Raw genomic sequence first — 22,704 nt, 5'->3', positions numbered from 1 at the left:
ACCTCGCCGTGACCTGCGCAAACGACCGCGCCCACCGAGTTTCCTCGGTGGGCGCGCTCGTGTTTGCGATGATCACTCACCGAAACCTCACAGCCTCCTATGCAACCCTTTCGGGTGGTTCGCCGTCACCCAAGGTGAACCGTTGGGCTAAGGGATGGCGATGAGCGAGCAGAAGACGAAGGGCCGAATACGGGCCGGCGGCGGTCGCCGCCGCAAGCCGCCCGCCAAGGGGCGCCGCGCCGCGACCGTCGCCGCCTGGGGCGCCGCCGGGGTCGTCCTCGTCGGCGGCTCCGGGCTCGGCTACGTGTACTTCAAGCTGAGCGGCAACCTCAAGGGCGTCGACATCAACGGGCAGCTCGGCAAGGACCGGCCCGAGAACGTCGACAACGGCTCGATGGACATCCTGGTCCTGGGCTCCGACTCCCGTTCCGGCGCCAACGGCGAGTACGGGAAGGACGAGGGCAACGCCCGCTCCGACACCGCGATGGTCGTGCACGTCTACGAGGGCCACAAGAAGGCGTCCGTGGTCTCCATCCCGCGCGACACCCTCATCGACCGCCCGCGCTGCACCGACGGCGAGGGCAACACGGTCGCCGGCCGGCACCGGGCCATGTTCAACACCGCGTACGAGGTCGGCGGGCCGGCCTGCGCCGTGAAGACCGTCGAGTCGATGTCCGGCATCCGCATGGACCACTACATCGAGGTCGACTTCACCGGCTTCAAGAAGCTCATCGACAAGCTCGGCGGCGTCGAGATCACCACGACCAAGGCCATCAGGGACACCAAGAGCCACCTCGACCTCGCCCCGGGCACGCACACCCTGGACGGCGAGCAGTCCCTCGGCCTGGTCCGCACCCGCAAGAGCGTCGGCGACGGCAGCGACCTCGGCCGCATCCAGCTCCAGCAGGCGTTCATGAAGGCGTTCATCGACCAGGTGAAGAGCGTCGGCGTCTTCTCGAACCCGAAGAAGCTCTTCGACGTCGCCGACACCGCCACCAAGGCCATCACGCCCGACTCCGAGCTCGACTCCGCGGCCGAGCTGATGGGCTTCGCGAAGGGGCTGTCCGGGCTCGGCGCCAAGGACGTCCACATGGTGACGATGCCGGTCCGCTACGACCCGGTGGACCCCAACCGCGTGGTGCCCCTGGAGGCGCAGGCACAGCAGGTCTGGAAGGCCCTCAAGGCCGACCGGCCGATCCCCGCGTCGGCCACCAGCGACACCGCCACCGGCAAGGCAGACGGCCTCGTGAAGCAGCCCCCGGGGGAGCCCGGGGAAGCCCAGGAATAGTTCCGCGCCCACCCCGGTTTTGGGAGATGCGGCCGGTCCTGGCAGACTGGTACGTCGGCCCCGGTTCACGCATGTGCATCCCGCACGGGCGACCCGGAGCCCTCCCGGAACTAGGAGACACCTTGAAGCGCGAGATCCACCCCGAGTACGTCGAGACCCAGGTCAGCTGCACCTGTGGCGCGTCGTTCACCACCCGTAGCACCCTGACCGAGGGCACCATCCGTGCCGAGGTCTGCTCCGAGTGCCACCCGTTCTACACGGGCAAGCAGAAGATCCTCGACACCGGCGGCCGCGTCGCCCGCTTCGAGGCCCGCTTCGGCAAGGCTGCGGCCAAGAAGTAGCACGTCACTGCGCCGGTCCTGGGTCGCTCCCGCACGGGGGCACCGGACCGGCGCTTTGCCGTCCCCGCAGTATTTCCCGCAGCAGCCCTTCACGAATTCACCCCAGGAGCATCCGATGTTCGAAGCGGTCGAGGAACTGGTCGGCGAGCACGCCGACCTCGAGAAGAAGCTCGCCGACCCTTCGGTCCACTCCGACCAGGCGAACGCGCGCAAGCTCAACAAGCGTTACGCGGAGCTGACCCCGATCATCGGCACGTACAAGGCGTGGAAGCAGTCGACGGACGACATCGAGACGGCCAAGGAACTGGCCGCCGACGACCCCGACTTCGCCGCCGAGGTCAAGGAGCTGGAGAAGCAGCGCGAGGAGCTCACCGAGAAGCTCCGCCTGCTGCTGGTCCCGCGCGACCCCAGCGACGACAAGGACGTCATCCTGGAGATCAAGGCCGGCGCCGGCGGCGACGAGTCCGCCCTGTTCGCCGGTGACCTGCTGCGCATGTACCTGCGGTACGCCGAGCGCGTCGGCTGGAAGACCGAGATCATCGACTCCACCGAGTCCGAGCTCGGCGGCTACAAGGACGTCCAGGTCGCCGTGAAGACCAAGGGCGGCAACGGCGCCACCGAGCCCGGCCAGGGCGTCTGGGCGCGGCTGAAGTACGAGGGCGGGGTGCACCGCGTGCAGCGCGTGCCCGCCACCGAGTCGCAGGGCCGCATCCACACCTCCGCGGCCGGTGTGCTCGTCACGCCGGAGGCCGAGGAGGTCGAGGTCGAGATCCACGCCAACGACCTGCGCATCGACGTCTACCGCTCGTCGGGCCCCGGCGGCCAGTCCGTCAACACGACCGACTCCGCCGTCCGCATCACGCACCTGCCGACCGGCATCGTCGCCTCCTGCCAGAACGAGAAGAGCCAGCTCCAGAACAAGGAGCAGGCCATGCGCATCCTCCGTTCCCGGCTGCTCGCCGCGGCGCAGGAGAAGGCCGAGGCCGAGGCCGCGGACGCGCGCCGCAGCCAGGTCCGCACCGTCGACCGCTCCGAGAAGATCCGTACGTACAACTTCCCGGAGAATCGCATCTCGGACCACCGCGTCGGCTTCAAGGCGTACAACCTGGACCAGGTGCTCGACGGCGAGCTCGACCCGGTCATCCAGGCGTGCGTCGACGCCGACTCGGCCGCCAAGCTCGCCAACGCGTAAGGCCGCGACGCGTAAGGCGGAGACGCGTAAGGCCGCACACGACGAGCCGGCGCACGACGCACGACCTTGTAAAGCCCCACCCGCACCACGGAGGACCAGCGTGAACCTGCTGCTTGCCGAGGTGGCCCAGGCCACCCAGCGGCTGGCCGACGCCGGCGTTCCCTCACCGCGTTTCGACGCCGAGGAGCTCGCCGCGTTCGTGCACGGCGTCAAGCGGGGGGAGCTGCACAACGTCAAGGACGCGGACTTCGACGCCCGCTACTGGGAGGCCGTCGCCCGCCGCGAGGCGCGCGAGCCGCTCCAGCACATCACCGGCCGCGCGTTCTTCCGCTACCTGGAGCTCCAGGTCGGCCCCGGTGTCTTCGTGCCCCGGCCCGAGACCGAGTCGGTCGTCGGCTGGGCCATAGACGCCGTGCGGGCCATGGACGTCGTCGAGCCGCTGATCGTCGACCTGTGCACCGGCTCCGGCGCGATCGCCCTCGCCATGGCCCAGGAGGTGCCGCGCTCGCGCGTGCACGCCGTGGAGCTGTCCGACGACGCGCTCGTGTGGACGCGGAAGAACGCCCAGGGCTCGCGCGTCACCGTGCACCAGGGCGACGCGCTCACCGCGCTGCCCGAGCTCAACGGCCAGGTCGACCTGGTCATCTCCAACCCGCCGTACATCCCGCTCACCGAGTGGGAGTACGTGGCGCCCGAGGCCCGCGACCACGACCCCGAGATGGCGCTCTTCTCCGGCGAGGACGGCCTCGACACCATCCGCGGCATCGAGCGCACCGCGCACCGGCTGCTCAGGCCCGGCGGGCTCGTCGTCATCGAGCACGCGGACACCCAGGGCGGCCAGGTGCCGTGGATCTTCAACGAGGAGGCCGGCTGGGCGGACGCCGCCGACCACCCCGACCTGAACAACCGGCCGCGTTTCGCGACCGCGCGCAAGGCGACCCCATGACCAGGCAGATGCACGACGTGTACGAGGAGGAGCGGGACTGATGGCACGGCGATACGACTGCAACGAGGCGACGGACCGTGCGACGGGTCTGCGTGAGGCCGCGTCCGCCGTGCGCCGCGGCGAGCTGGTCGTGCTGCCCACCGACACCGTGTACGGGATCGGGGCGGACGCCTTCAGCGCGGAGGCCGTCGCGGACCTCCTGGCCGCCAAGGGCCGGGGCCGCAACATGCCCACGCCTGTCCTCATCGGCTCCCCGAACACGCTGCACGGCCTGGTCACGGACTTCTCCGAGGCGGCCTGGGAGCTCGTCGACGCCTTCTGGCCCGGCGCGCTGACCCTCGTCGCCAAGCACCAGCCGTCGCTCCAGTGGGACCTCGGCGACACCCGTGGCACCGTCGCGATCCGGATGCCGCTGCACCCGGTCGCGATCGAGCTGCTGACCGAGGTCGGCCCGATGGCCGTCTCCTCGGCGAACCTCACCGGGCACCCGTCGCCGGAGGACTGCGACGCCGCGCAGGGCATGCTCGGCGACTCCGTCTCCGTGTACCTCGACGGCGGCCCGACGCCCGGCATCGTGCCGTCGTCGATCGTCGACGTCACGGGCAAGGTGCCGGTGCTGCTGCGCCAGGGCGCGCTCAGCGCGGAGGAGCTCCGGAAGGTGGTACCCGACCTCGAGGTGGCCCCGTGAGCGGAGCGAACAACCGAGGAATAGCACAGTGACCGCCCCTGAGGGGCGTGGCATAGCGGGGCACGAGCTCGACCGCAGTACCTTCCGCATCCTCCACGTCAGCACCGGCAACGTCTGCCGCTCGCCGATCACCGAGCGGCTGACCCGCCATGCCCTCGTCGACCGGCTCGGCGACCCCATGAGCGGCGGCCTGATCGTGGAGAGCGCGGGCACCTGGGGCCACGAGGGCGCCCCGATGGAAGCCAACGCCGAACTCGTCCTCGCGGACTTCGGCGCCGACCACACCGGCTTCGCGGGCCGCGAGCTCCTCGACGAGCACGTCATCCGCGCCGACCTGGTCCTCACCGCGACGCGCGACCACCGCGCGCAGGTCATCTCGATGGGCCACTCGGCGGGCCTGCGCACCTTCACCCTGAAGGAGTTCACCCGCCTCGTCCGCGCCATAGACCCGGCCACCCTCCCGGACCCCCTCGGCACCCACGGCACCGTCGACCGCGCCCGCGCCCTGGTCCGCGCGGCCGCCGCTCTACGCGGGTGGCTCCTGGCCCCGTCGGCGGAGGCGGACGAGGTGAACGACCCGTACGGCGCGCCGATCACGTTCTTCCGGTCGATCGGCGACGAGATCAATCAGGCGCTGGACCCGGTGGTGACGGCGCTGACGGGCGTGCCGGCGAAGCGCTGATCCCGCCGGCTGTCGGGCGTTGCCCGCGACCGCCGGTCGGAGGCCGGCGCAGCGGCCCGAAGCCGGGGAGGCCCCCTGGGGCCGAGCAGTGCGAGGGGCGCGTCGGGGTGGGGCTCAATCAGGCGCTGGACCCGGTGGTGACGGCGCTGACGGGCGTGCCGGCGAAGCGCTGATCCCGCGGGCTGTGGGACGTTCCCGGCGAAGCGCTGAGCGGGCCTCGTCGGGGTTTTGGCGGGTGCGTAGTCCCAGTGCACCAACTCGGGGCGCGCGGCGGCCCAGGCGTGCCTACAGTGGATTTCTAGGCCCCCGCTCACGCCCGGAGTGCCCCCATGCCGGTCACCGCTCCACCCGAAGCCGAGCACGAGCTCGACGTGCTGCGTCGTCAGGACCCCGAGGTCGCCGATGTGCTGCTCGGCGAGGCGCGGCGGCAGGGGGACAGTCTGCAGCTGATCGCCGCGGAGAACTTCACGTCGCCCGCGGTGCTCGCCGCGCTCGGGTCGCGGCTCGCCAACAAGTACGCCGAGGGGTACCCGGGGGCGCGGCACCACGGGGGCTGCGAGTACGCCGACGCGGTCGAGCGGATCGCCGTCGAGCGGGCCATGTCGCTGTTCGGTGCCGAGCACGCGAACGTACAGGCGCATTCCGGGTCGTCGGCCGTGCTCGCCGCGTACGCCGCGCTGCTGCGGCCCGGGGACACGGTGCTCGCCATGGGGCTCGCGTACGGCGGGCACCTCACGCACGGCTCGCCGGCGAACTTCTCCGGCCGCTGGTTCGACTTCGTGCCGTACGGGCTCGACGCCGAGAGCGGGCTCGTCGACTACGAGCAGGTCGCCGCGCTCGCCCGGCACCACCGGCCGAAGGCGATCGTCTGCGGGTCCATCTCCTATCCGCGGCACCTCGACTACGCGACCTTCCGGGCCATCGCCGACGAGGTCGGCGCCTATCTGATCGCCGACGCCGCCCACCCCCTGGGCCTGATCGCCGGCGGCGCGGCGCCCAGCCCCGTCCCGTACGCCGACATCGTCTGCGGCACCACGCACAAGGTGCTGCGCGGTCCGCGCGGCGGTCTCGTGCTGTGCGGCGAGGAGCTGGCGGCGCGCGTGGACCGGGCGGTGTTCCCGTTCACGCAGGGCGGCGCGCAGATGCACACCATCGCGGCCAAGGCGGTGGCCTTCGGGGAGGCGTCGACGCCGGCCTTCACCACGTACGCCCATCAGGTGGTCGAGCACGCCCGGGTGCTGGCCGCCGCGCTCGCCGCCGAGGGCTTCGCGGTGACGACGGGCGGCACGGACACCCATCTGATCACCGCCGACCCCGCGCCGTTCGGCGTCGACGGCCGCACGGCGCGCGCCCGGCTCGCCGCCGCCGGCATGGTGCTCGACACGTGCGCGCTGCCGTACGGGGACGGGCGCGGGATCCGGCTCGGCACCGCCGCCGTGACGACGCAGGGCATGGGGTCGCCGGAGATGGCGAGAATTGCCGGACTGTTCACCACCGCGTTGCGGGACGACCCGCGGGAGACGGCGAGGGTACGCGCGGAAGTACGCGAGCTTGCCGGGCGATTTCCCCCGTATGGCCGGTGAATGGGCGGGAAAGCGGGCCGTGTGGAACCGTTCGCGGGCCCGGGGTGTCCTCGACCATGGGGACGGCCCGGCTAGGGTGTGGGGCTGAGATGGCCAGCGATTCCTGTGGGGCAGCCCGTGCGTGATTACCTGCTGACGCTCTGTGTCACGGCCGCGGTGACCTATCTGCTGACCGGTCCGGTGCGGAAGTTCGCCATCGCGACCGGCGCGATGCCGGAGATCCGCGCTCGCGACGTGCACCGAGAACCGACTCCGCGGCTCGGTGGCATCGCCATGTTCTTCGGCCTGTGCGCTGGCCTGCTGGTCGCCGACCACCTGCAGAACCTCAACAGCGTCTTCGAGCTGTCCAACGAACCGCGCGCGCTGCTCTCCGGCGCCGCCCTGATCTGGCTGATCGGCGTCCTCGACGACAAGTTCGAGCTGGACGCGCTGATCAAACTCGGCGCGCAGATGATCTCCGCCGGCGTGATGGTGATGCAGGGTCTGACGATCCTGTGGCTGCCCATCCCGGGTGTCGGCACGGTCGCGCTGACCCAGTGGCAGGGCACGCTGCTGACCGTCGCCCTGGTCGTGCTCACCATCAACGCCGTGAACTTCGTCGACGGTCTCGACGGTCTGGCCGCCGGCATGGTGTGCATCGCCGCCGCGGCCTTCTTCCTCTACGCGTACCGGATCTGGTTCAGCTACGGCATCGAGGCGGCCGCCCCGGCGACCCTCTTCGCCGCCATCCTGATGGGCATGTGCCTGGGCTTCCTGCCGCACAACATGCACCCGGCGCGGATCTTCATGGGCGACTCCGGCTCGATGCTGATCGGTCTGATCCTGGCCGCCTCCGCCATCTCCATCACGGGGCAGGTCGACCCGGACGCGCTGAAGATCTTCGAGGGTTCGACGAAGGCCGCGACGCACGCGGCCCTGCCCGTCTTCATCCCGCTGGTGCTGCCGCTGACCATCATCGCGATCCCGATGGCCGACCTGGTGCTCGCGATCGTGCGCCGTACGTGGAAGGGCCAGTCGCCGTTCGCGGCCGACCGCGGGCACCTGCACCACCGGCTTCTGGAGATCGGGCACTCGCACAGCCGCGCGGTGCTGATCATGTACTTCTGGTCGGCGCTCATCGCCTTCGGCACGCTGGCCTATTCGGTGCACTCGACGTCGATGTGGATCGTCCTCAGCGTGGTCCTGCTGAGCGCCGTCGGCCTGGTGCTGCTCCTGCTGCCGCGCTTCTCGCCGCGCGCCCCTCGCTGGGCCGAGGCGGTCGTCCCGCCGCGCTACCGGCGCCGGGTCCGCGCGGTGCTCGACACCGAGCCCGAGGCGCCGGAGGCGGCGGACCTCGCGGGGGAGGACCGCGTCGAGGAGGAGCTGGAGCCCGTACCCGCCGGAGTCAACGGAGCGACCGCCATCGGCCACCGTTCGCGTTTCTCCGACCGGAGTAAGGCCGGGGCGCGGGGTTGACGAAAGCCCCACGCCGGTCCAATACCAGACAAGTCGACGCCCTGTCGTGCACACACGCGCGCGGTCACTCTCACGTGTGACAGTTGGCACACCACACGGGTAAAGACCTATTCAAATAGTTTGTGATACGGTTCACGAGACCCGGCGACAGTGCCGAAAGACCGTAGTGCGACGGTCCCTTAGGCCCCGAGACCCACCTCGGACCGGGCTTACGCTCGTCCATGACGACACCATCGCCCCCTCCAGCAAGCGGAGACACCGCCATGCCGTCCAACGACGCACGCACCCTGCTGCTCACCGCAGTGCCCACCGCCGCCGCCGGCATCATCGCCACGGTTGTCAGCGGTGTGGTCGCCGGTGGCAAGGGCGCGCTCGGCGCCGTCGTCGGCACCGCGGTCGTGATCCTCTTCATGGGCATCGGGCTGGTGGTTCTGCAGCGGACGGCGAAGAAGCTTCCGCAGTTGTTCCAGCCGATGCTGCTCATGCTCTACGCGGCCCAACTGCTCCTGCTCTTCATCTTCTTGGCCTTGCTGAAGGACACCACGGCGTTCGACTTCAAGGCCTTCGCCTTCACGCTGCTCGGAACCACCGTCGTGTGGGTCGCCGCACAGGCCCGGGCCTATCTGAAGGCCAAGATCATGTATGTCGACCCCGACAAATCGGGGCCGAAGCCGTGAAGGGTAGGGCCGGGATAAAGACGCGTTCGGCTTCCTGCTATCGTCCGGTGCCAACTGCGGCACTGCGGGCGCGGGCATCCGAAGCGGCGCCTGACCCAGCGCGAGGCTCGATGCCGAACCGCCGCCCCCTTATCCGTAAGACCAGTCCAGTGCCGACCCGCGGCTGCGTGCCGCGCCGACACAACGAGGTTGCCGTACCTATGCGCCACGCTGAAGGAGCCCGCGGTGAGTGCTGACCAGACGCTTGCCTTCGACCCGGATTGCCACATCTTCTCTGGATGTGGCTTCCCGGCGCCGGGGCTGCACACGTTCATGTACGAGCCCATCTTCACCGTGGGCAGCTTCGAGTTCACCAAGCCGATGCTGCTCGCCATCCTGGGTTCGATCGTGGTCGTCGGCTTCTTCTGGGCCGCTTTCAACAAGCCGAAGCTGATCCCCGGCAAGATGCAGATGGTCGGCGAGGCCGGTTACGACTTCGTCCGCCGCGGCATCGTCTACGAGATCATCGGCAAGAAGGACGGCCAGAAGTACGTGCCGTTCATGGTCTCGCTGTTCTTCTTCGTGTGGATCATGAACCTCTGGTCCATCATCCCGCTGGCCCAGTTCCCGGTCACCTCGCTGATCGGCTTCCCGGCGGCGCTCGCGCTGATCGTGTACGTGCTGTGGCTCTCGCTGACCTTCAAGAAGCACGGCTTCGTCGGCGGCTGGAAGAACATCGTCGGCTATGACAAGTCGCTCGGCCCGATCCTTCCCCTGGTCGTCGTTCTCGAGTTCTTCTCGAACCTGCTCATCCGGCCCTTCACGCACGCGGTCCGACTGTTCGCGAACATGTTCGCCGGTCACCTGCTGATCGTGATGTTCTCGCTGGCCACCTGGTACCTCATGAACGGCCTCGGCTTCGTCTACGCCGGCGCCTCCTTCGTGATGGTCATCATCATGACCGCCTTCGAGCTCTTCATCCAGGCCGTCCAGGCGTACGTCTTCGTCCTCCTGGCCTGCAGCTACGTCCAGGGCGCGCTCTCCGAGCACCACTGAGCCGGCCCGGCAGCAGCACCACACCCCCTTACCAACAGTCGTCCGGTGGCCAACCCCCACCGGGTCCTTGAAAGAGAAGGAAGAACCGGCATGTCCGCTCTCGAGACTCTCGCCGCCGTCAACGGAAACGTCGCCTCCATCGGCTACGGCCTCGCTGCCATCGGCCCCGGCGTCGGCGTCGGCATCATCTTCGGTAACGGCACCCAGGCCCTCGCCCGTCAGCCCGAGGCGGCCGGCCTGATCCGTACCAACCAGATCATGGGTTTCGCCTTCTGTGAGGCGCTCGCCCTCATCGGCATCGTCATGGGCTTCGTCTACAAGTAAGCCGGCCCTGACAGCCCGATTCTTTTACGGAAGGCACTGATGTGAACGCTCTGCTTCTTGCGGAAGCGGCGGAGGAGCAGCCTCCGCTCATCCCGCATCTCGACGAGCTCGTCATCGGCCTGATCGCCTTCGTCATCGTCTTCGGCTTCCTCGCCAAGAAGCTCCTCCCGAACATCAACAAGGTTCTGGACGAGCGCCGCGAGGCCATCGAGGGTGGCATCGAGAAGGCCGAATCGGCCCAGATCGAGGCTCAGAGTGTGCTGGAGCAGTACAAGGCTCAGCTCGCCGAGGCCCGCCACGAAGCCGCGCGTCTCCGCCAGGAGGCGAACGAGCAGGGCGCCGCGATCATCGAGCAGATGAAGGCGGAAGGCACGCGCCAGCGCGAGGAGATCGTCGCCGCCGGTCAGGCCCAGCTCGAGGCCGACCGCAAGGCCGCGACCGCCACGCTGCGCCAGGACGTCGGCAAGCTCGCCACCGACCTGGCCGCGAAGCTGGTCGGCGAGGCCCTCGAGGACCACGCTCGTCAGAGCCGGACCATCGACCGCTTCCTCGACGAGCTCGAGGAGAAGGCCGAGGCCGTGCGATGAACGGAGCGAGCCGCGAGGCACTGAGTGCCGCACGTGAGGCCCTCGACGCGCTGACGGACAACACGTCGGTGGACGCGGGCAAGCTCGCGGGAGAGCTGGCCGCGGTCACCGCGCTGCTCGACCGCGAGGTGTCGCTGCGTCGGGTCCTGACCGACCCGGCGCAGGCGGGCGAGGCCAAGGCCGAGCTCGCGCAGCGACTCCTGGCCGGACAGGTCGGTGGCGAGGCCGTCGACATCGTCTCGGGCATGGTGCGCTCCCGCTGGTCGCGTTCGCGCGACCTGGTGGACGGCGTCGAGGAGCTGGCGAACATCGCCGACCTCACCGCCGCCCAGAAGGCGGGCGGCCTCGACGACGTCGAGGACGAGCTGTTCCGGTTCGGCCGGATCGTCTCCTCCAGCAACGAGCTCCGCTCGGCGCTGACGGACAAGAAGGCCACCGCCACCGCCAAGGGCGAGCTGCTGCGCAGCCTGCTCGGCGGCAAGGTGAACGTGGTCACCGAGCGCCTGGTCGTCCGTCTCGTGACCCAGCCCCGGGGACGTAGCCTGGAAGCGGGACTCGAGTCCCTGTCCAAGCTCGCTGCGGCGCGCCGGGACCGGATGGTCGCCGTGGTCACCTCGGCGGTGCCGCTCACCGACCAGCAGAAGCAGCGCCTCGGCGCCGTTCTGGCCAAGCTGTACGGCCGCCAGATGCACCTGAACCTGGACGTGGACCCGACGGTCCTCGGCGGGATCGCGGTGCGCGTCGGCGACGAGGTCATCAACGGCACCATCGCGGAGCGCCTCGACGAGGCGACCCGCCGCCTGGCCGGCTGACCTCGGCCAGAACTGAACAAGCATGACCAGCGGCCCGGTTGGGCCGTGCAGAGATTGCAGAAGATTCCTGGGGGTCGCCCCCAGACCCCTAAGAAACTTCGGGCCCAACAAGGAGAGCAGGGAACCCAGATGGCGGAGCTCACGATCCGGCCGGAGGAGATCCGGGACGCGCTGGAGAACTTCGTCCAGTCGTACCAGCCGGACGCGGCCTCGCGCGAGGAGGTCGGCACGGTCAGCCTGGCCGGCGACGGTATCGCGAAGGTCGAGGGTCTTCCCTCGGCCATGGCGAACGAGCTGCTTAAGTTCGAGGACGGCACCCTCGGCCTCGCGCTGAACCTGGAAGAGCGCGAGATCGGTGCGATCGTCCTCGGCGAGTTCAGCGGCATCGAGGAGGGGCAGTCGGTGCAGCGCACCGGCGAGGTCCTCTCCGTCGGCGTCGGTGAGGGATACCTGGGTCGCGTCGTCGACCCGCTCGGTAACCCGATCGACGGTCTCGGCGAGATCGCGACCGAGGGCCGCCGCGCCCTCGAGCTGCAGGCCCCCGGCGTCATGCAGCGCAAGTCGGTCCACGAGCCGATGGAGACCGGCTACAAGGCCGTCGACGCCATGACCCCGGTCGGCCGTGGTCAGCGTCAGCTGATCATCGGTGACCGCCAGACCGGCAAGACCGCCCTGGCCGTCGACACGATCATCAACCAGCGCGACAACTGGCGCTCGGGCGACGTCAACAAGCAGGTCCGCTGCATCTACGTTGCCGTCGGCCAGAAGGGCTCCACCATCGCGTCCGTGCGCGCGGCCCTCGAAGAGGCCGGTGCGCTCGAGTACACGACGATCGTCGCCGCCCCGGCGTCCGACCCGGCCGGCTTCAAGTACCTGGCGCCGTACACCGGTTCTGCCATCGGTCAGCACTGGATGTACCAGGGCAAGCACGTCCTGATCGTCTTCGACGACCTGTCGAAGCAGGCCGACGCCTACCGCGCCGTCTCCCTGCTGCTGCGCCGCCCGCCGGGCCGCGAGGCGTACCCGGGTGACGTCTTCTACCTGCACTCCCGTCTGCTCGAGCGCTGCGCCAAGCTCTCGGACGACCTGGGTGCCGGTTCGATGACCGGTCTGCCGATCGTCGAGACCAAGGCCAACGACGTCTCGGCGTTCATCCCGACCAACGTCATCTCCATCACCGACGGCCAGTGCTTCCTGGAGTCCGACCTGTTCAACGCCGGCCAGCGTCCGGCCCTGAACGTCGGTATCTCGGTCTCCCGAGTCGGTGGCTCCGCCCAGCACCCGGCCATGAAGCAGATCTCCGGCCGTCTGCGCGTGGACCTGGCCCAGTTCCGTGAGCTCGAGGCGTTCGCCGCCTTCGGTTCCGACCTGGACGCCGCGTCGAAGGCGCAGCTGGAGCGCGGTCAGCGCATGGTCGAGCTGCTCAAGCAGGCTCAGTACCAGCCGATGCCGACCGAGAACCAGGTCGTCTCCATCTGGGCCGGCACCACCGGCAAGATGGACGACGTCCCGGTCGCGGACATCCGTCGCTTCGAGGCCGAGATGCTGGCGTTCATGCGCCAGAACAAGTCGGCTCTCATGACCTCCATCCGCGAGGGCAAGAAGATGTCGGACGACACGCTGACGGCCGTCGCCGACGCCATCGCCGAGTTCAAGAAGCAGTTCGAGACGTCTGACGGCAAGCTGCTCGGCGACGACGCCTCCGCCGTCAACGTCTCGAAGTGACGACGGAAGGGACCTGACTCATGGGAGCGCAGCTCCGGGTCTACAAGCGTCGCATCAAATCCGTCACCGCGACGAAGAAGATCACCAAGGCGATGGAGATGATCGCCGCCTCCCGCGTCGTCAAGGCGCAGCGCAAGGTGCAGGCGTCGACCCCGTACGCGACCGAGCTCACCCGTGCGGTGACCGCGGTCGCCACGGGTGCGAACGACAAGCACGCGCTGACCACCGAGGCGGAGAACCCGACCCGCGCCGCGGTCCTGCTCCTCACGAGCGACCGCGGTCTGGCCGGCGCCTTCAACTCCAACGCCATCAAGGCGGCGGAGCGGCTCATCAAGCAGCTGGAGGGCGAGGGCAAGGCGGTCGACATCTACGTCGTCGGTCGCCGTGGCGTCGCGCACTTCAACTTCCGTGAGCGCAAGCTGGCCGACACGTGGACCGGTTTCACGGACGAGCCGTCGTACGCGGACGCCAAGAGGATCGGCGAGCCGCTGATCGAGGCGATCGAGAAGGACACGGCCGAGGGTGGTGTGGACGAGCTCCACATCGTCTACACCGAGTTCGTCTCGATGATGACGCAGACGGCGGTCGAGGCCCGGCTGCTGCCCCTCAGCCTCGACGAGGTGGCGAAGGAGGCCGGCCCGGCGGACACCCTCCGCCCGCTGTACGACTTCGAGCCGTCGGCCGAGGACGTCCTCGACGCGCTGCTGCCGCGGTACGTCGAGAGCCGGATCTACAACGCGCTGCTCCAGTCCTCGGCTTCGAAGCACGCCGCCACGCGGCGCGCGATGAAGTCGGCGACCGACAACGCGGGTGAGCTGATCACCAGCCTCACCCGACTTGCCAACGCGGCCCGCCAGGCCGAAATCACCCAGGAAATCAGCGAGATCGTCGGTGGCACCGCAGCCCTGGCCGACGCGACCGCGGGGAGTGACAAGTAATGACGACCACTGTTGAGACGGCCGCCGCCACGGGCCGCGTCGCCCGGGTCATCGGCCCGGTCGTCGACGTGGAGTTCCCCGTCGACGCGATGCCGGAGATCTACAACGCGCTGAACGTCCAGGTGCCGGACCCGTCCACCGGCGGCACCAAGACGCTGACCCTCGAGGTCGCGCAGCACCTCGGCGACGGCCTGGTCCGCGCCATCTCCATGCAGCCCACCGACGGTCTGGTCCGCCAGGCCCCGGTGACCAACACGGGCGCGGCCATCTCCGTGCCGGTCGGTGACGTCACCAAGGGCAAGGTGTTCAACACCCTGGGCGAGGTCCTCAACGAGGACGCGTCCACGGTCGCGAACGCCGAGCGCTGGCCGATCCACCGCAAGGCCCCGGCCTTCGACCAGCTCGAGTCCAAGACCGAGATGTTCGAGACCGGCCTGAAGGTCGTCGACCTCCTCACCCCGTACGTCAAGGGTGGAAAGATCGGTCTGTTCGGTGGTGCCGGTGTCGGCAAGACCGTTCTGATCCAGGAAATGATCATGCGTGTGGCGAAGCTGCACGAGGGTGTGTCGGTCTTCGCGGGCGTCGGTGAGCGCACCCGTGAGGGCAACGACCTCATGGTCGAGATGGAGGAGGCCGGCGTTCTCGACAAGACCGCGCTGGTCTTCGGCCAGATGGACGAGCCCCCGGGCACCCGTCTGCGCGTCGCCCTGGCCGGTCTGACCATGGCGGAGTACTTCCGCGATGTGCAGAAGCAGGACGTGCTGTTCTTCATCGACAACATCTTCCGCTTCACGCAGGCCGGTTCCGAGGTCTCGACCCTGCTCGGCCGCATGCCCTCCGCGGTGGGTTACCAGCCGAACCTGGCCGACGAGATGGGTCTCCTCCAGGAGCGCATCACCTCGACCCGTGGTCACTCGATCACCTCGATGCAGGCGATCTACGTCCCCGCCGACGACCTCACCGACCCGGCGCCGGCGACCACCTTCGCCCACCTCGACGCGACGACGGTTCTCTCCCGTCCGATCTCCGAGAAGGGCATCTACCCGGCCGTGGACCCGCTGGACTCCACGTCCCGGATCCTGGACCCGCGTTACATCGCGCAGGACCACTACGACGCCGCCATGCGCGTCAAGGGCATCCTGCAGAAGTACAAGGACCTCCAGGACATCATCGCGATCCTCGGTATCGACGAGCTGAGCGAGGAGGACAAGATCGTTGTCCACCGCGCCCGCCGTGTCGAGCGCTTCCTGTCCCAGAACACCCACGCGGCGAAGCAGTTCACCGGCGTGGACGGTTCGGACGTTCCGCTCGACGAGTCGATCGCCGCGTTCAACGCGATCTGCGACGGTGAGTTCGACCACTTCCCGGAGCAGGCGTTCTTCATGTGTGGTGGTCTTGAGGACCTCAAGAAGAACGCCAAGGAGCTCGGCGTCTCCTGAGCCCAGGCTCGCCCGAGAGGGGCGGGAACGGTCCCGCCCCTCTCTCCACGCCCTCTAGAATTGATCCCAACACCCGGCAGCACCGCCGGGTGGTGACCCGAGGAGCCACCCTTGGCTGCTGAGCTGCACGTCGAGCTGGTCGCCGCGGACCGGAGTGTCTGGTCCGGCGAGGCCACCCTGGTCATCGCGCGTACCACCTCCGGCGACATCGGCGTCATGCCCGGTCACCAGCCGCTGCTCGGTGTGCTGGAGTCGGGCCCCGTGACCATCCGTACGAGCGAGGGCGGCACGGTCGTGGCCGCCGTCCACGGCGGTTTCATCTCGTTCGCCGACGACAAGCTGTCTCTGCTCGCGGAGATCGCCGAGCTGGCCGACGAGATCGACGCCCAGCGTGCCGAGCGCGCGCTGGAGCGTGCGAAGTCTGACGAGGACGCCGCCGCCGAGCGGCGCGCCGAGGTCCGGCTGCGCGCGGTAGCGGTCCGCTAGCGGACCGCGCCGAGAGCCTTACCCTCAGCCGCGGCACGGTCTGGAACACCTCCAGACCGTGCCGCGGCTGAGGCGATGCAGATGCAGGTTGTGTTCGGTCCGGCCGGGTCCACCGGCCACGGGAAGCGGCGAGGAGGTCGGTGAGGATGTTCCTCGCGCTGCTTCTGTGCGGCCTGGTCGTCGCACTGCTGGTGATCGGGCTCTTCGTCTTCGGCTTGCGCCGCAGGCTGATCCAGCGGGCCGGCGGCACCTTCGACTGTTCCCTCAGATGGAACGTCCCCGAGACGCCGGACCTCTCCGGCAAGGGCTGGGTGTACGGCGTCGCCCGCTACAGCGGTGACGAGATCGCCTGGTTCCGCGTCTTCTCGTACGCCCCCCGCCCGAAGCGGATCCTGGAGCGCTCGGCCATCGAGGTCCTGGAGCGCCGGATGCCCGAGGGCGAAGAGGAGCTGGCGCTCCTTTCCGACTCCGTGATCCAGGGCTGTCTGGTCCACGGGACCCGCCTGGAGCTGGCGATGAGCGAGGACGCGCTCACCGGCTTCCTGGCCTGGCTGGAGGCGGCGCCGCCCGGCCAGCGAGTCAATGTGGCCTAGAGAGCTTTCTCGCTGGATGGGGGCACCCCCGGACGAAGTCTGGGGGAGGGTCGATGTCGCCTGATACCGAGATATCTGTACGGCCCGGTGAGTGCCATGTGTGGACCGCCCGGGCCGTTTCCGTTGCCCGTGATCTCTCCGTGCTGCTCGACGAGCGGGAACGCCGGGTCTACGAGTCGCTCACCGAGGAGCGGGTGCGCGCGCAGTACGTGACCGCGCACGCGCTGCTGCGTACGGTGCTCGGCGAGGTGCTCGACCGGGATCCCGCCTCGCTGTCGTTCGCCAAGGGGCCGCACGGCAAGCCGTATCTCGCCGACGTTCCCGTGGAGTTCTCGCTGTCCCACTCGGGCGAGCTGGTCGCGGTCGCGCTGTCGCTCGAAGCGCCGGTGGGCGTGGACGTGGAGCGGGTGCCGGAGCCGTCGGCCGAGCTGCCGCTGCCGGTGCTGTCGTCGGCCGAGCGGGCGGAGTACGACCGGGTGGCCGCGCCGGAGCGGGCCGCCGCGTTCACCACGTACTGGGTGCGCAAGGAAGCGGTCCTGAAGGCGACGGGGGAGGGGCTGCGGGTGGATCCCGCGCGGCTCACGGTGGCCGCCCCCGACCGGCCGGCGGAGCTGCTCGGCTGGCGGGGACGGGACGCGGAGCCGGGCCGGGACGGCGGACAGCCGCACCCGCCGGTGCGGCTGTACGACCTGGACGCGGTGGACGGATACCGGGGGGCCGTGGCCCTGCTGGGCGGGCCCCACCGGATCGTTCCCCGCTCCTGCTAGTTCAGACCGGCACTGAGGGCGCCGACGAGCTCGCCGTTGGTGGTGTCACCGCTGAACTCCCAGAAGAACGCGCCGCCGAGGCCCTGCCCCTTGGCCCAGCTCATCTTGGAGGTGACGGTGGCGGGGGTGTCGTAGCTCCACCAGTTGCTGCCGCAGTGGGCGTAGGCGGTGCCGGCGACCGTGCCGGTGGCCGGGCAGGAGTTCTTCAGCACCTTGTAGTCCTCGATGCCCTGCTCGTACGTGCCGGCCGCCGGTCCGGTGGCGGTGCCGCCGGGGGCGTCCTGGGTGACGCCGGTCCAGCCGCGGCCGTAGAAGCCGATGCCGAGCAGCAGCTTGTTCGCCGGGACGCCCTTCGCCTTGTACTTGGCGATCGCCTCCGCCGAGTTGAAGCCCTGCTGCGGGATGCCGGGGTACGCGGTGAGCGGGGAGTGCGGGGCGGTCGGGCCCTGCGCGGCCCAGGCGCCGAAGAAGTCGTACGTCATCACGTTGAACCAGTTCATGTACGGCGCGGCGCCCGCGTAGTCGGTGGCGTCGATCTTGCCGCCGGTGGAGGCGTCGGCCGTGACGGCCGCGGTGACGATCGCGTTCTGGCCGAACTTGGCGCGCGTGGCCTGGATCAGATTCCTGAACGCGGCCGGGCCGCTGGTGTCGCAGGACAGGCCGCAGGCGTTCGGGTACTCCCAGTCCAGGTCGATGCCGTCGAAGACGTCGGCCCAGCGCGGGTCCTCCACCAGGTCGTAGCAGGACTGGGCGAAGGCGGCCGGGTTCGCCGCGGCCTGGCCGAAGCCGCCGGACCAGGTCCAGCCGCCGAAGGACCAGATGACCTTGATGTTCGGGTAGAGCTTCTTCAGCTTGCGCAGCTGGTTGAAGTTGCCGCGCAGCGGCTGGTCCCAGGTGTCGGCGACGCCGTCGACGGACTGGTCGGCGGTGTACGCCTTGTCGTAGTCGGCGTAGGAGTCGCCGATGGCGCACTTGCCGCCGGTGACGTTGCCGAAGGCGTAGTTGATGTGGGTGATCTTCGCGGCGGAGCCCGAGGTCACGATGTTCTTCACGTGGTAGTTGCGCCCGTAGACGCCCCAGTCGGTGAAGTAGCCCATCTTCACCGTGTTGCCGGTCGGGGGCGGGGTGCCGCCACCGCCGCCGGTGGTGTGGACGGCGACCGGGCCGGCGGCGGGGCCGGTCTGGTCGGCGGTGTCGCGGGCGACGACCGTGTAGCTGTAGTCGGTGCCGGCGGTCAGGCCGGTGTCGGTGTACGTGAGGCCCGTGGTCGTGGTGACCTTGGCGCCGTCGCGCAGCACGTCGTAGTTCTTGACGCCCTTGTCGTCGGTGGCGGCGGTCCAGGTGAGCTTCACCGAGGTGTCGGTGATGTTCGACGCGACCGGGGTGCCGGGCGCGGACGGCGCGGAATCGGCGGGCGGCGGGGTGGTGGAGCCGTCGCAGGAGCCGCCGTTGACCTTGCAGCCGCTCGGCGCGCCGGGACCCGCGCCGTTGTAGCCGAAGGAGACGCTGGCGCCGGGCGCGAGGCTGCCGTTGTACGACTTGTTCTTGGCGGTCCAGTGGGTGCCGGCGCCGGTGACGTCGGCGTCCCAGGCGGAGGTGACGGAGGTGCCGGCCGGATAGTCCCACTCGACCGTCCAGGAGGAGAGGGTGGTGGTGCCGGTGTTCTTCACCGTCCACTTGCCCTCGAACCCGGTGCCCCAGTCCTGGGTCTTGGTGTACGTGGCGGTGACGGAGGTGGCGGCTTCGGCGGGGGAGGCGAGGCCGACCAGCGCGGCCAGGGGCAGGACGAGGGCGGTGAGACCGGCGGCGGCCCGGCGTCTCAACCCTGCTCTGCGCGTCGGTGCTTGAGTGCTCAACGGTGCTCCTCAAGTAGCGGACGGTCAACGTGGGGGTGGTCCGTGAGTTGCGCGCGCCCCGTGAGCGTAGAAAGGTCTGTACCAAGCGTCAAGAGGTCCAGACCAACGTCGGAACCGGATCTCTCAGATTCCTCGTCAGATTCCCAACTCACGGGCGAGTACCGCTGCTTGGACCCGCGACCGGAGCTCCAGCTTGCCGAGCACCTTCGACACGTGCGTCTTCACGGTCGCCTCCGCCATCTCCAGGCGCACGGCGATCTCCGCGTTCGAGAGCCCCGCGCCGAGCGCCGACAGGACCTCCCGCTCCCGGGGCGTCAGCCCGTCCAGGGCCGCCGAGTCCGGCGGGGCCGGCCGGCTCGGGGCCGCGAACTCGGCGATCAGGCGCCGGGTCACCGCCGGGGCGATCAGCCCCTCGCCGCGCGCCACCGTGCGCACCGCCTCCAGCAGGTCCTTCGCGTCCGTGTTCTTCAGCAGGAAGCCCGCGGCCCCGGCGCGCAGCGCCCCGAACACGTACTCGTCCAGATCGAAGGTGGTGAGCACCAGGACGTCCGCGAGGCGCTCGGCGACGATCTGCCGGGTCGCCGACACCCCGTCCAGCTTGGGCATCTGCACGTCCATCAGGACCAGGTCAGGCCGCAGTTCGCGCGCCAGCTCCACCGCGCGCTCGCCGTCCGCGGCCTCGCCGACGACCTCGATGTCCGGCGCGCTGCCCAGGATCAGCACGAGCCCCGCCCGTACCGCGCTCTGGTCCTCGGCGACCACGATGCGGATCGTCATGCGTCCGGTCGTCATGCGTCCGGTGTCCTTTCCTCAGCGGGCAGTACGGCCCGCACCTGCCAGATCCTCGCCCCGTCCCCGTCCCCGTCGGCCACGGCCCCCGCCGCGAACTCCCCGCCGAGCAGCGCCACCCGCTCCCGCATGCCGACCAGGCCGGCCCCGGAGCCCGGCGCGCGCGGCCCGGGCCGCTCCCCGTACCGGCTGGTCACCCGCACGGTCAGCGCCTTGGCGTCGCGGGCCAGGAACACGCCGACCGGGCCGGCCCCGGCGTGCTTGAGGGCGTTCGTCAGCGACTCCTGCACGATCCGGTACGCGGCCAGCTCGACCGGCGCCGGCAAGGGCTCCTCGTCCTGAGCGCGGGAGTCGTCGAGCGTGAACGTGAGGCCGCTCGACGCGCCGTTCGCCCGCGCCTGCGCGACCAGCGCGGCCAGGCCCGAGAGCCGGGGCGCGGCGGCCGGCCCGCTGTCGGTGTCGCTGTCCCGGAGCAGCCCGATGAGCCGGCGCATCTCGGCGAGGCCCGCGACGCTGTTCTCCCGGATCACGGTCAGCGCCTGCCGCGTCGTGCCCGGCTCGTCGATCGACAGCGCGGCCGTGGAGTGGATCGCGATCGCCGACAGATGGTTGGCCACCATGTCGTGCAGCTCGCGGGCCATCCGGGCGCGCTCGGCGGTCACCGCCTGGGCCCGGTCCATCTCGGCGAGCAGCGCGGTCTGCTCGGCCCGCAGCCGGGCGGCGTCCGCGGCCTGCCGGTGGTTGCGCACGATGGCGCCGGTGAGCGCGGGCAGGAAGCTGATCATGCCGGAGAGGACGCCGACGAGCAGCGCGATCGCGTTCTGCCACCAGATCAGCAGCACCACGGTGATGGCGACGGTGACCAGACCCGTGGTGTACGGGATGCGGCGGGCGGAGGCGGGCGTGCCGTACACGACCGCCGCGTAGACCACGTCCGTGAACATCAGCACGGTGGCGAGGTTGCCGTTGGTGAGCTGGTTCGCGGCGATGGTGGCGGTGCCGACGATCAGCGCGGTCTGCGGGGCCGTGCGGCGCAGCGCCTCCATGGCCGCCATCACGGTCAGCGGGATCAGCGAGGCCCAGCGCTGCCCGAAGAGGTGGCTGCCGGTCACGTACAGACCGAAGAACCAGAGGACCAGCCCGCCGGCCAGGCCGATGAAGGCGATCAGCAGGTCGTCGCGATGGGGTCGGGGGAGCGGTCGGGCGAGGTGCACGTCCTCATCCAACACGCTGCCCGGGGCTCGTACGTCCTCGTACGGACCGAGCCGTACCCGGCCGTTCCTCCGTCGAAGGATGTAGGCGCGGTTCCTCACCGCCGACGACGAAACCGCCCCGGACGGCCGCGAGCCTGGAGACGTACCGAAAGGGGAGCGCCGTGATCGTCACGCTCATCGTGATCTGCGAGGTCGGCTTCTGGGTGCTGCTCGCCGCAGGTCTCGCCGCCCGTTATCTGCTGAGGATGCCGCGCACCGGCCTCGCCCTGCTGCTGTGCGAGCCGCTCCTCGAGGTCGTCCTGCTGGTCGTCACCGCGGTCGACCTGAGGAACGGCGCCGACCCGAGCTGGAAGCACGGGCTCGCCGCCGTCTACATCGGCTACACCGTCGGCCACGGCCACCGCACCGTGAAGTGGCTCGACGGCCATGCCGCGCACCGCCTGGGCGGCGGCCCGCCACCGCCGAAGCCGCCCCGCCACGGCATGGCCCGCGCCCGCCACGAGGGCGCGGTCTGGCTGGGCACACTGGTCGGCGCCGTGGTGGCGACGGCGCTGCTGCTGATCGCGACCTGGTACGTGGGCGACGCCGGGCGCACCGAGTCGCTCAAGGGCTGGATCCTCGCCGCCTGGCGCGCGGTCGGCATCCACGGCCTGATCGCGCTGTCGTACGCGATCTGGCCGAAGAAGCCCCCGCAGGATCCGGCACGCGAGAGGTCAGCGGTCGCCGCCCGGGACCCAGAGGACGTCCCCGACCGCCCTGTTCGCGGTCCGCGCAAGGATGAAGAGCAGGTCTGACAGCCGGTTGAGGTACGTGGCGGTCAGCGGGTTCATCGTCTCGCCGTGCACCTCCATCGCGGCCCACGTGGAGCGCTCCGCCCGGCGGACCACCGTGCACGCCTGGTGCAGCAGCGCCGCGCCGGGCGTGCCGCCGGGCAGGATGAAGGAGCGGAGCTTGTCGAGCTGCTCCAGGAAGCGGTCGCAGTCCGCCTCCAGCTTGTCGATGTACGACTGCTCGACGCGCAGCGGCGGGTACTCGGGGTCCTCGACCACGGGGGTCGACAGGTCCGCGCCCACGTCGAACAGGTCGTTCTGGACGCGGACGAGGACCTTGACGACCTCCTCGTCGAGCTGCCCGAGCGCCACGGCCGTGCCGATGACGGCGTTGGCCTCGTTGGCGTCGGCGTAGGCCGAGATCCGCAGATCGGTCTTGGCGGTCCGGCTCATGTCGCCCAGGGCGGTGGTGCCCTGGTCGCCGGTGCGGGTGTAGATGCGCGTCAGATTGACCATG

24 protein-coding genes are annotated in these 22,704 nt (G+C 69.9%); 20 read left to right on the top strand and 4 right to left on the bottom strand.

The window, feature by feature from the left end; genetic code table 11:
• Positions 1–160 precede the first annotated feature (160 nt).
• The 19 genes from ACIRSU_RS14910 (at position 161) to ACIRSU_RS14820 (ending at position 17,558) form a co-directional block, all read left to right on the top strand.
• Positions 161–1,288, top strand: coding sequence for an LCP family protein (locus ACIRSU_RS14910; protein WP_403792063.1), 1,128 nt, complete (start codon positions 161–163; stop codon positions 1,286–1,288).
• 122 nt (positions 1,289–1,410) lie between these two features.
• Entirely contained in the window at positions 1,411–1,629 is a 219-nt protein-coding gene (gene rpmE / locus ACIRSU_RS14905) for a 50S ribosomal protein L31 (protein ID WP_046909139.1), read from the top strand.
• Positions 1,630–1,744: 115 nt separating this feature from the next.
• Positions 1,745–2,821 carry a peptide chain release factor 1 gene (gene prfA, locus ACIRSU_RS14900; protein WP_403792061.1) on the top strand — a complete coding sequence of 359 codons (1,077 nt, stop codon included), beginning with the start codon at positions 1,745–1,747 and terminating at the stop codon, positions 2,819–2,821.
• Between the two features lie 100 nt (positions 2,822–2,921).
• On the top strand, positions 2,922–3,767 hold the full coding sequence (gene prmC / locus ACIRSU_RS14895) for a peptide chain release factor N(5)-glutamine methyltransferase (RefSeq protein WP_403792059.1): 846 nt from the start codon (positions 2,922–2,924) through the stop codon (positions 3,765–3,767).
• Between the two features lie 40 nt (positions 3,768–3,807).
• Positions 3,808–4,455: an L-threonylcarbamoyladenylate synthase gene (locus ACIRSU_RS14890; protein WP_403792057.1), complete on the top strand. Its 648-nt coding sequence runs from the start codon at positions 3,808–3,810 to the stop codon at positions 4,453–4,455.
• A 28-nt stretch (positions 4,456–4,483) separates the two neighbouring features.
• Positions 4,484–5,137, top strand: a complete 654-nt coding sequence (locus ACIRSU_RS14885; protein WP_403792055.1) for a protein-tyrosine-phosphatase — start codon at positions 4,484–4,486, stop codon at positions 5,135–5,137.
• Positions 5,138–5,466: 329 nt separating this feature from the next.
• Positions 5,467–6,720, top strand: a complete 1,254-nt coding sequence (gene glyA / locus ACIRSU_RS14880; protein ID WP_403792053.1) for a serine hydroxymethyltransferase — start codon at positions 5,467–5,469, stop codon at positions 6,718–6,720.
• A 117-nt stretch (positions 6,721–6,837) separates the two neighbouring features.
• A complete protein-coding gene (locus ACIRSU_RS14875; protein ID WP_403792052.1) occupies positions 6,838–8,175 on the top strand; it encodes an MraY family glycosyltransferase in 1,338 nt (445 codons plus the stop codon).
• Positions 8,176–8,438: 263 nt separating this feature from the next.
• Positions 8,439–8,852, top strand: coding sequence for a hypothetical protein (locus ACIRSU_RS14870; protein WP_403792050.1), 414 nt, complete (start codon positions 8,439–8,441; stop codon positions 8,850–8,852).
• A gap of 225 nt (positions 8,853–9,077) precedes the next feature.
• Positions 9,078–9,887, top strand: coding sequence for a F0F1 ATP synthase subunit A (atpB, locus tag ACIRSU_RS14865; RefSeq protein ID WP_403792048.1), 810 nt, complete (start codon positions 9,078–9,080; stop codon positions 9,885–9,887).
• A gap of 90 nt (positions 9,888–9,977) precedes the next feature.
• Entirely contained in the window at positions 9,978–10,211 is a 234-nt protein-coding gene (gene atpE, locus ACIRSU_RS14860) for an ATP synthase F0 subunit C (RefSeq protein ID WP_010474382.1), read from the top strand.
• A 41-nt stretch (positions 10,212–10,252) separates the two neighbouring features.
• A complete protein-coding gene (locus tag ACIRSU_RS14855; RefSeq protein ID WP_403792046.1) occupies positions 10,253–10,798 on the top strand; it encodes a F0F1 ATP synthase subunit B in 546 nt (181 codons plus the stop codon).
• Positions 10,795–11,610: a F0F1 ATP synthase subunit delta gene (locus tag ACIRSU_RS14850; protein WP_403792044.1), complete on the top strand. Its 816-nt coding sequence runs from the start codon at positions 10,795–10,797 to the stop codon at positions 11,608–11,610. The genes ACIRSU_RS14855 and ACIRSU_RS14850 overlap by 4 nt, the downstream gene beginning before the upstream one ends.
• A gap of 129 nt (positions 11,611–11,739) precedes the next feature.
• Positions 11,740–13,335: a F0F1 ATP synthase subunit alpha gene (atpA, locus tag ACIRSU_RS14845; RefSeq protein WP_403792042.1), complete on the top strand. Its 1,596-nt coding sequence runs from the start codon at positions 11,740–11,742 to the stop codon at positions 13,333–13,335.
• A 20-nt stretch (positions 13,336–13,355) separates the two neighbouring features.
• Positions 13,356–14,273, top strand: a complete 918-nt coding sequence (locus ACIRSU_RS14840; protein ID WP_403792040.1) for a F0F1 ATP synthase subunit gamma — start codon at positions 13,356–13,358, stop codon at positions 14,271–14,273.
• Positions 14,273–15,712, top strand: a complete 1,440-nt coding sequence (gene atpD, locus ACIRSU_RS14835) for a F0F1 ATP synthase subunit beta (protein ID WP_403792038.1) — start codon at positions 14,273–14,275, stop codon at positions 15,710–15,712. Before ACIRSU_RS14840 ends, atpD begins: the two co-directional genes overlap by 1 nt.
• 111 nt (positions 15,713–15,823) lie before the next feature.
• Positions 15,824–16,198: a F0F1 ATP synthase subunit epsilon gene (locus tag ACIRSU_RS14830; RefSeq protein WP_359523352.1), complete on the top strand. Its 375-nt coding sequence runs from the start codon at positions 15,824–15,826 to the stop codon at positions 16,196–16,198.
• A 146-nt stretch (positions 16,199–16,344) separates the two neighbouring features.
• Positions 16,345–16,791 (top strand): DUF2550 domain-containing protein, encoded by a 447-nt coding sequence (locus ACIRSU_RS14825; RefSeq protein WP_403792036.1) that lies wholly within the window; start codon positions 16,345–16,347, stop codon positions 16,789–16,791.
• 140 nt (positions 16,792–16,931) lie between these two features.
• Positions 16,932–17,558: a 4'-phosphopantetheinyl transferase family protein gene (locus tag ACIRSU_RS14820; protein ID WP_403792034.1), complete on the top strand. Its 627-nt coding sequence runs from the start codon at positions 16,932–16,934 to the stop codon at positions 17,556–17,558.
• Here the strand turns inward: ACIRSU_RS14820 and ACIRSU_RS14815 are convergent.
• The 3 genes from ACIRSU_RS14815 to ACIRSU_RS14805 form a co-directional block, all read right to left on the bottom strand.
• Positions 17,555–19,414, bottom strand: a complete 1,860-nt coding sequence (locus ACIRSU_RS14815; protein ID WP_403792032.1) for a glycosyl hydrolase family 18 protein — start codon at positions 19,412–19,414, stop codon at positions 17,555–17,557. The genes ACIRSU_RS14820 and ACIRSU_RS14815 overlap by 4 nt on opposite strands.
• A gap of 135 nt (positions 19,415–19,549) precedes the next feature.
• Positions 19,550–20,191 carry a response regulator gene (locus ACIRSU_RS14810; RefSeq protein ID WP_403792570.1) on the bottom strand — a complete coding sequence of 214 codons (642 nt, stop codon included), beginning with the start codon at positions 20,189–20,191 and terminating at the stop codon, positions 19,550–19,552.
• An 11-nt stretch (positions 20,192–20,202) separates the two neighbouring features.
• Positions 20,203–21,417 carry a histidine kinase gene (locus ACIRSU_RS14805; protein ID WP_403792030.1) on the bottom strand — a complete coding sequence of 405 codons (1,215 nt, stop codon included), beginning with the start codon at positions 21,415–21,417 and terminating at the stop codon, positions 20,203–20,205.
• A gap of 161 nt (positions 21,418–21,578) precedes the next feature.
• On the opposite strand from ACIRSU_RS14805, the gene ACIRSU_RS14800 reads away from it, so the two are divergent.
• On the top strand, positions 21,579–22,211 hold the full coding sequence (locus ACIRSU_RS14800) for a hypothetical protein (protein WP_403792028.1): 633 nt from the start codon (positions 21,579–21,581) through the stop codon (positions 22,209–22,211).
• On the opposite strand, the gene ACIRSU_RS14795 is transcribed toward ACIRSU_RS14800, so the two are convergent.
• A complete protein-coding gene (locus tag ACIRSU_RS14795) occupies positions 22,131–22,703 on the bottom strand; it encodes a cob(I)yrinic acid a,c-diamide adenosyltransferase (RefSeq protein WP_403792026.1) in 573 nt (190 codons plus the stop codon). The two genes, ACIRSU_RS14800 and ACIRSU_RS14795, sit on opposite strands and share 81 nt — an antisense overlap.
• Between the last annotated feature and the right edge of the window lies 1 nt (position 22,704).

Origin of the sequence: Streptomyces sp. NPDC101160, from assembly GCF_044768205.1 — a bacterium.
In the GTDB taxonomy this organism is placed as follows: domain Bacteria; phylum Actinomycetota; class Actinomycetes; order Streptomycetales; family Streptomycetaceae; genus Streptomyces.
This window is presented reverse-complemented; position numbering and strand designations above follow the sequence as displayed.

Coding starts and splice junctions, on each gene's coding strand:
- ACIRSU_RS14910 (WP_403792063.1), top strand. CDS start 161: ATGAGCGAGCAGAAGACGAAGGGCCGAATACGGGCCGGCGGCGGTCGC.
- prfA (WP_403792061.1), top strand. CDS start 1,745: ATGTTCGAAGCGGTCGAGGAACTGGTCGGCGAGCACGCCGACCTCGAG.
- ACIRSU_RS14890 (WP_403792057.1), top strand. CDS start 3,808: ATGGCACGGCGATACGACTGCAACGAGGCGACGGACCGTGCGACGGGT.
- glyA (WP_403792053.1), top strand. CDS start 5,467: ATGCCGGTCACCGCTCCACCCGAAGCCGAGCACGAGCTCGACGTGCTG.
- ACIRSU_RS14870 (WP_403792050.1), top strand. CDS start 8,439: ATGCCGTCCAACGACGCACGCACCCTGCTGCTCACCGCAGTGCCCACC.
- atpE (WP_010474382.1), top strand. CDS start 9,978: ATGTCCGCTCTCGAGACTCTCGCCGCCGTCAACGGAAACGTCGCCTCC.
- ACIRSU_RS14850 (WP_403792044.1), top strand. CDS start 10,795: ATGAACGGAGCGAGCCGCGAGGCACTGAGTGCCGCACGTGAGGCCCTC.
- atpA (WP_403792042.1), top strand. CDS start 11,740: ATGGCGGAGCTCACGATCCGGCCGGAGGAGATCCGGGACGCGCTGGAG.
- ACIRSU_RS14840 (WP_403792040.1), top strand. CDS start 13,356: ATGGGAGCGCAGCTCCGGGTCTACAAGCGTCGCATCAAATCCGTCACC.
- atpD (WP_403792038.1), top strand. CDS start 14,273: ATGACGACCACTGTTGAGACGGCCGCCGCCACGGGCCGCGTCGCCCGG.
- ACIRSU_RS14825 (WP_403792036.1), top strand. CDS start 16,345: ATGTTCCTCGCGCTGCTTCTGTGCGGCCTGGTCGTCGCACTGCTGGTG.
- ACIRSU_RS14810 (WP_403792570.1), bottom strand. CDS start 20,191: ATGACGATCCGCATCGTGGTCGCCGAGGACCAGAGCGCGGTACGGGCG.
- ACIRSU_RS14795 (WP_403792026.1), bottom strand. CDS start 22,703: ATGGTCAATCTGACGCGCATCTACACCCGCACCGGCGACCAGGGCACC.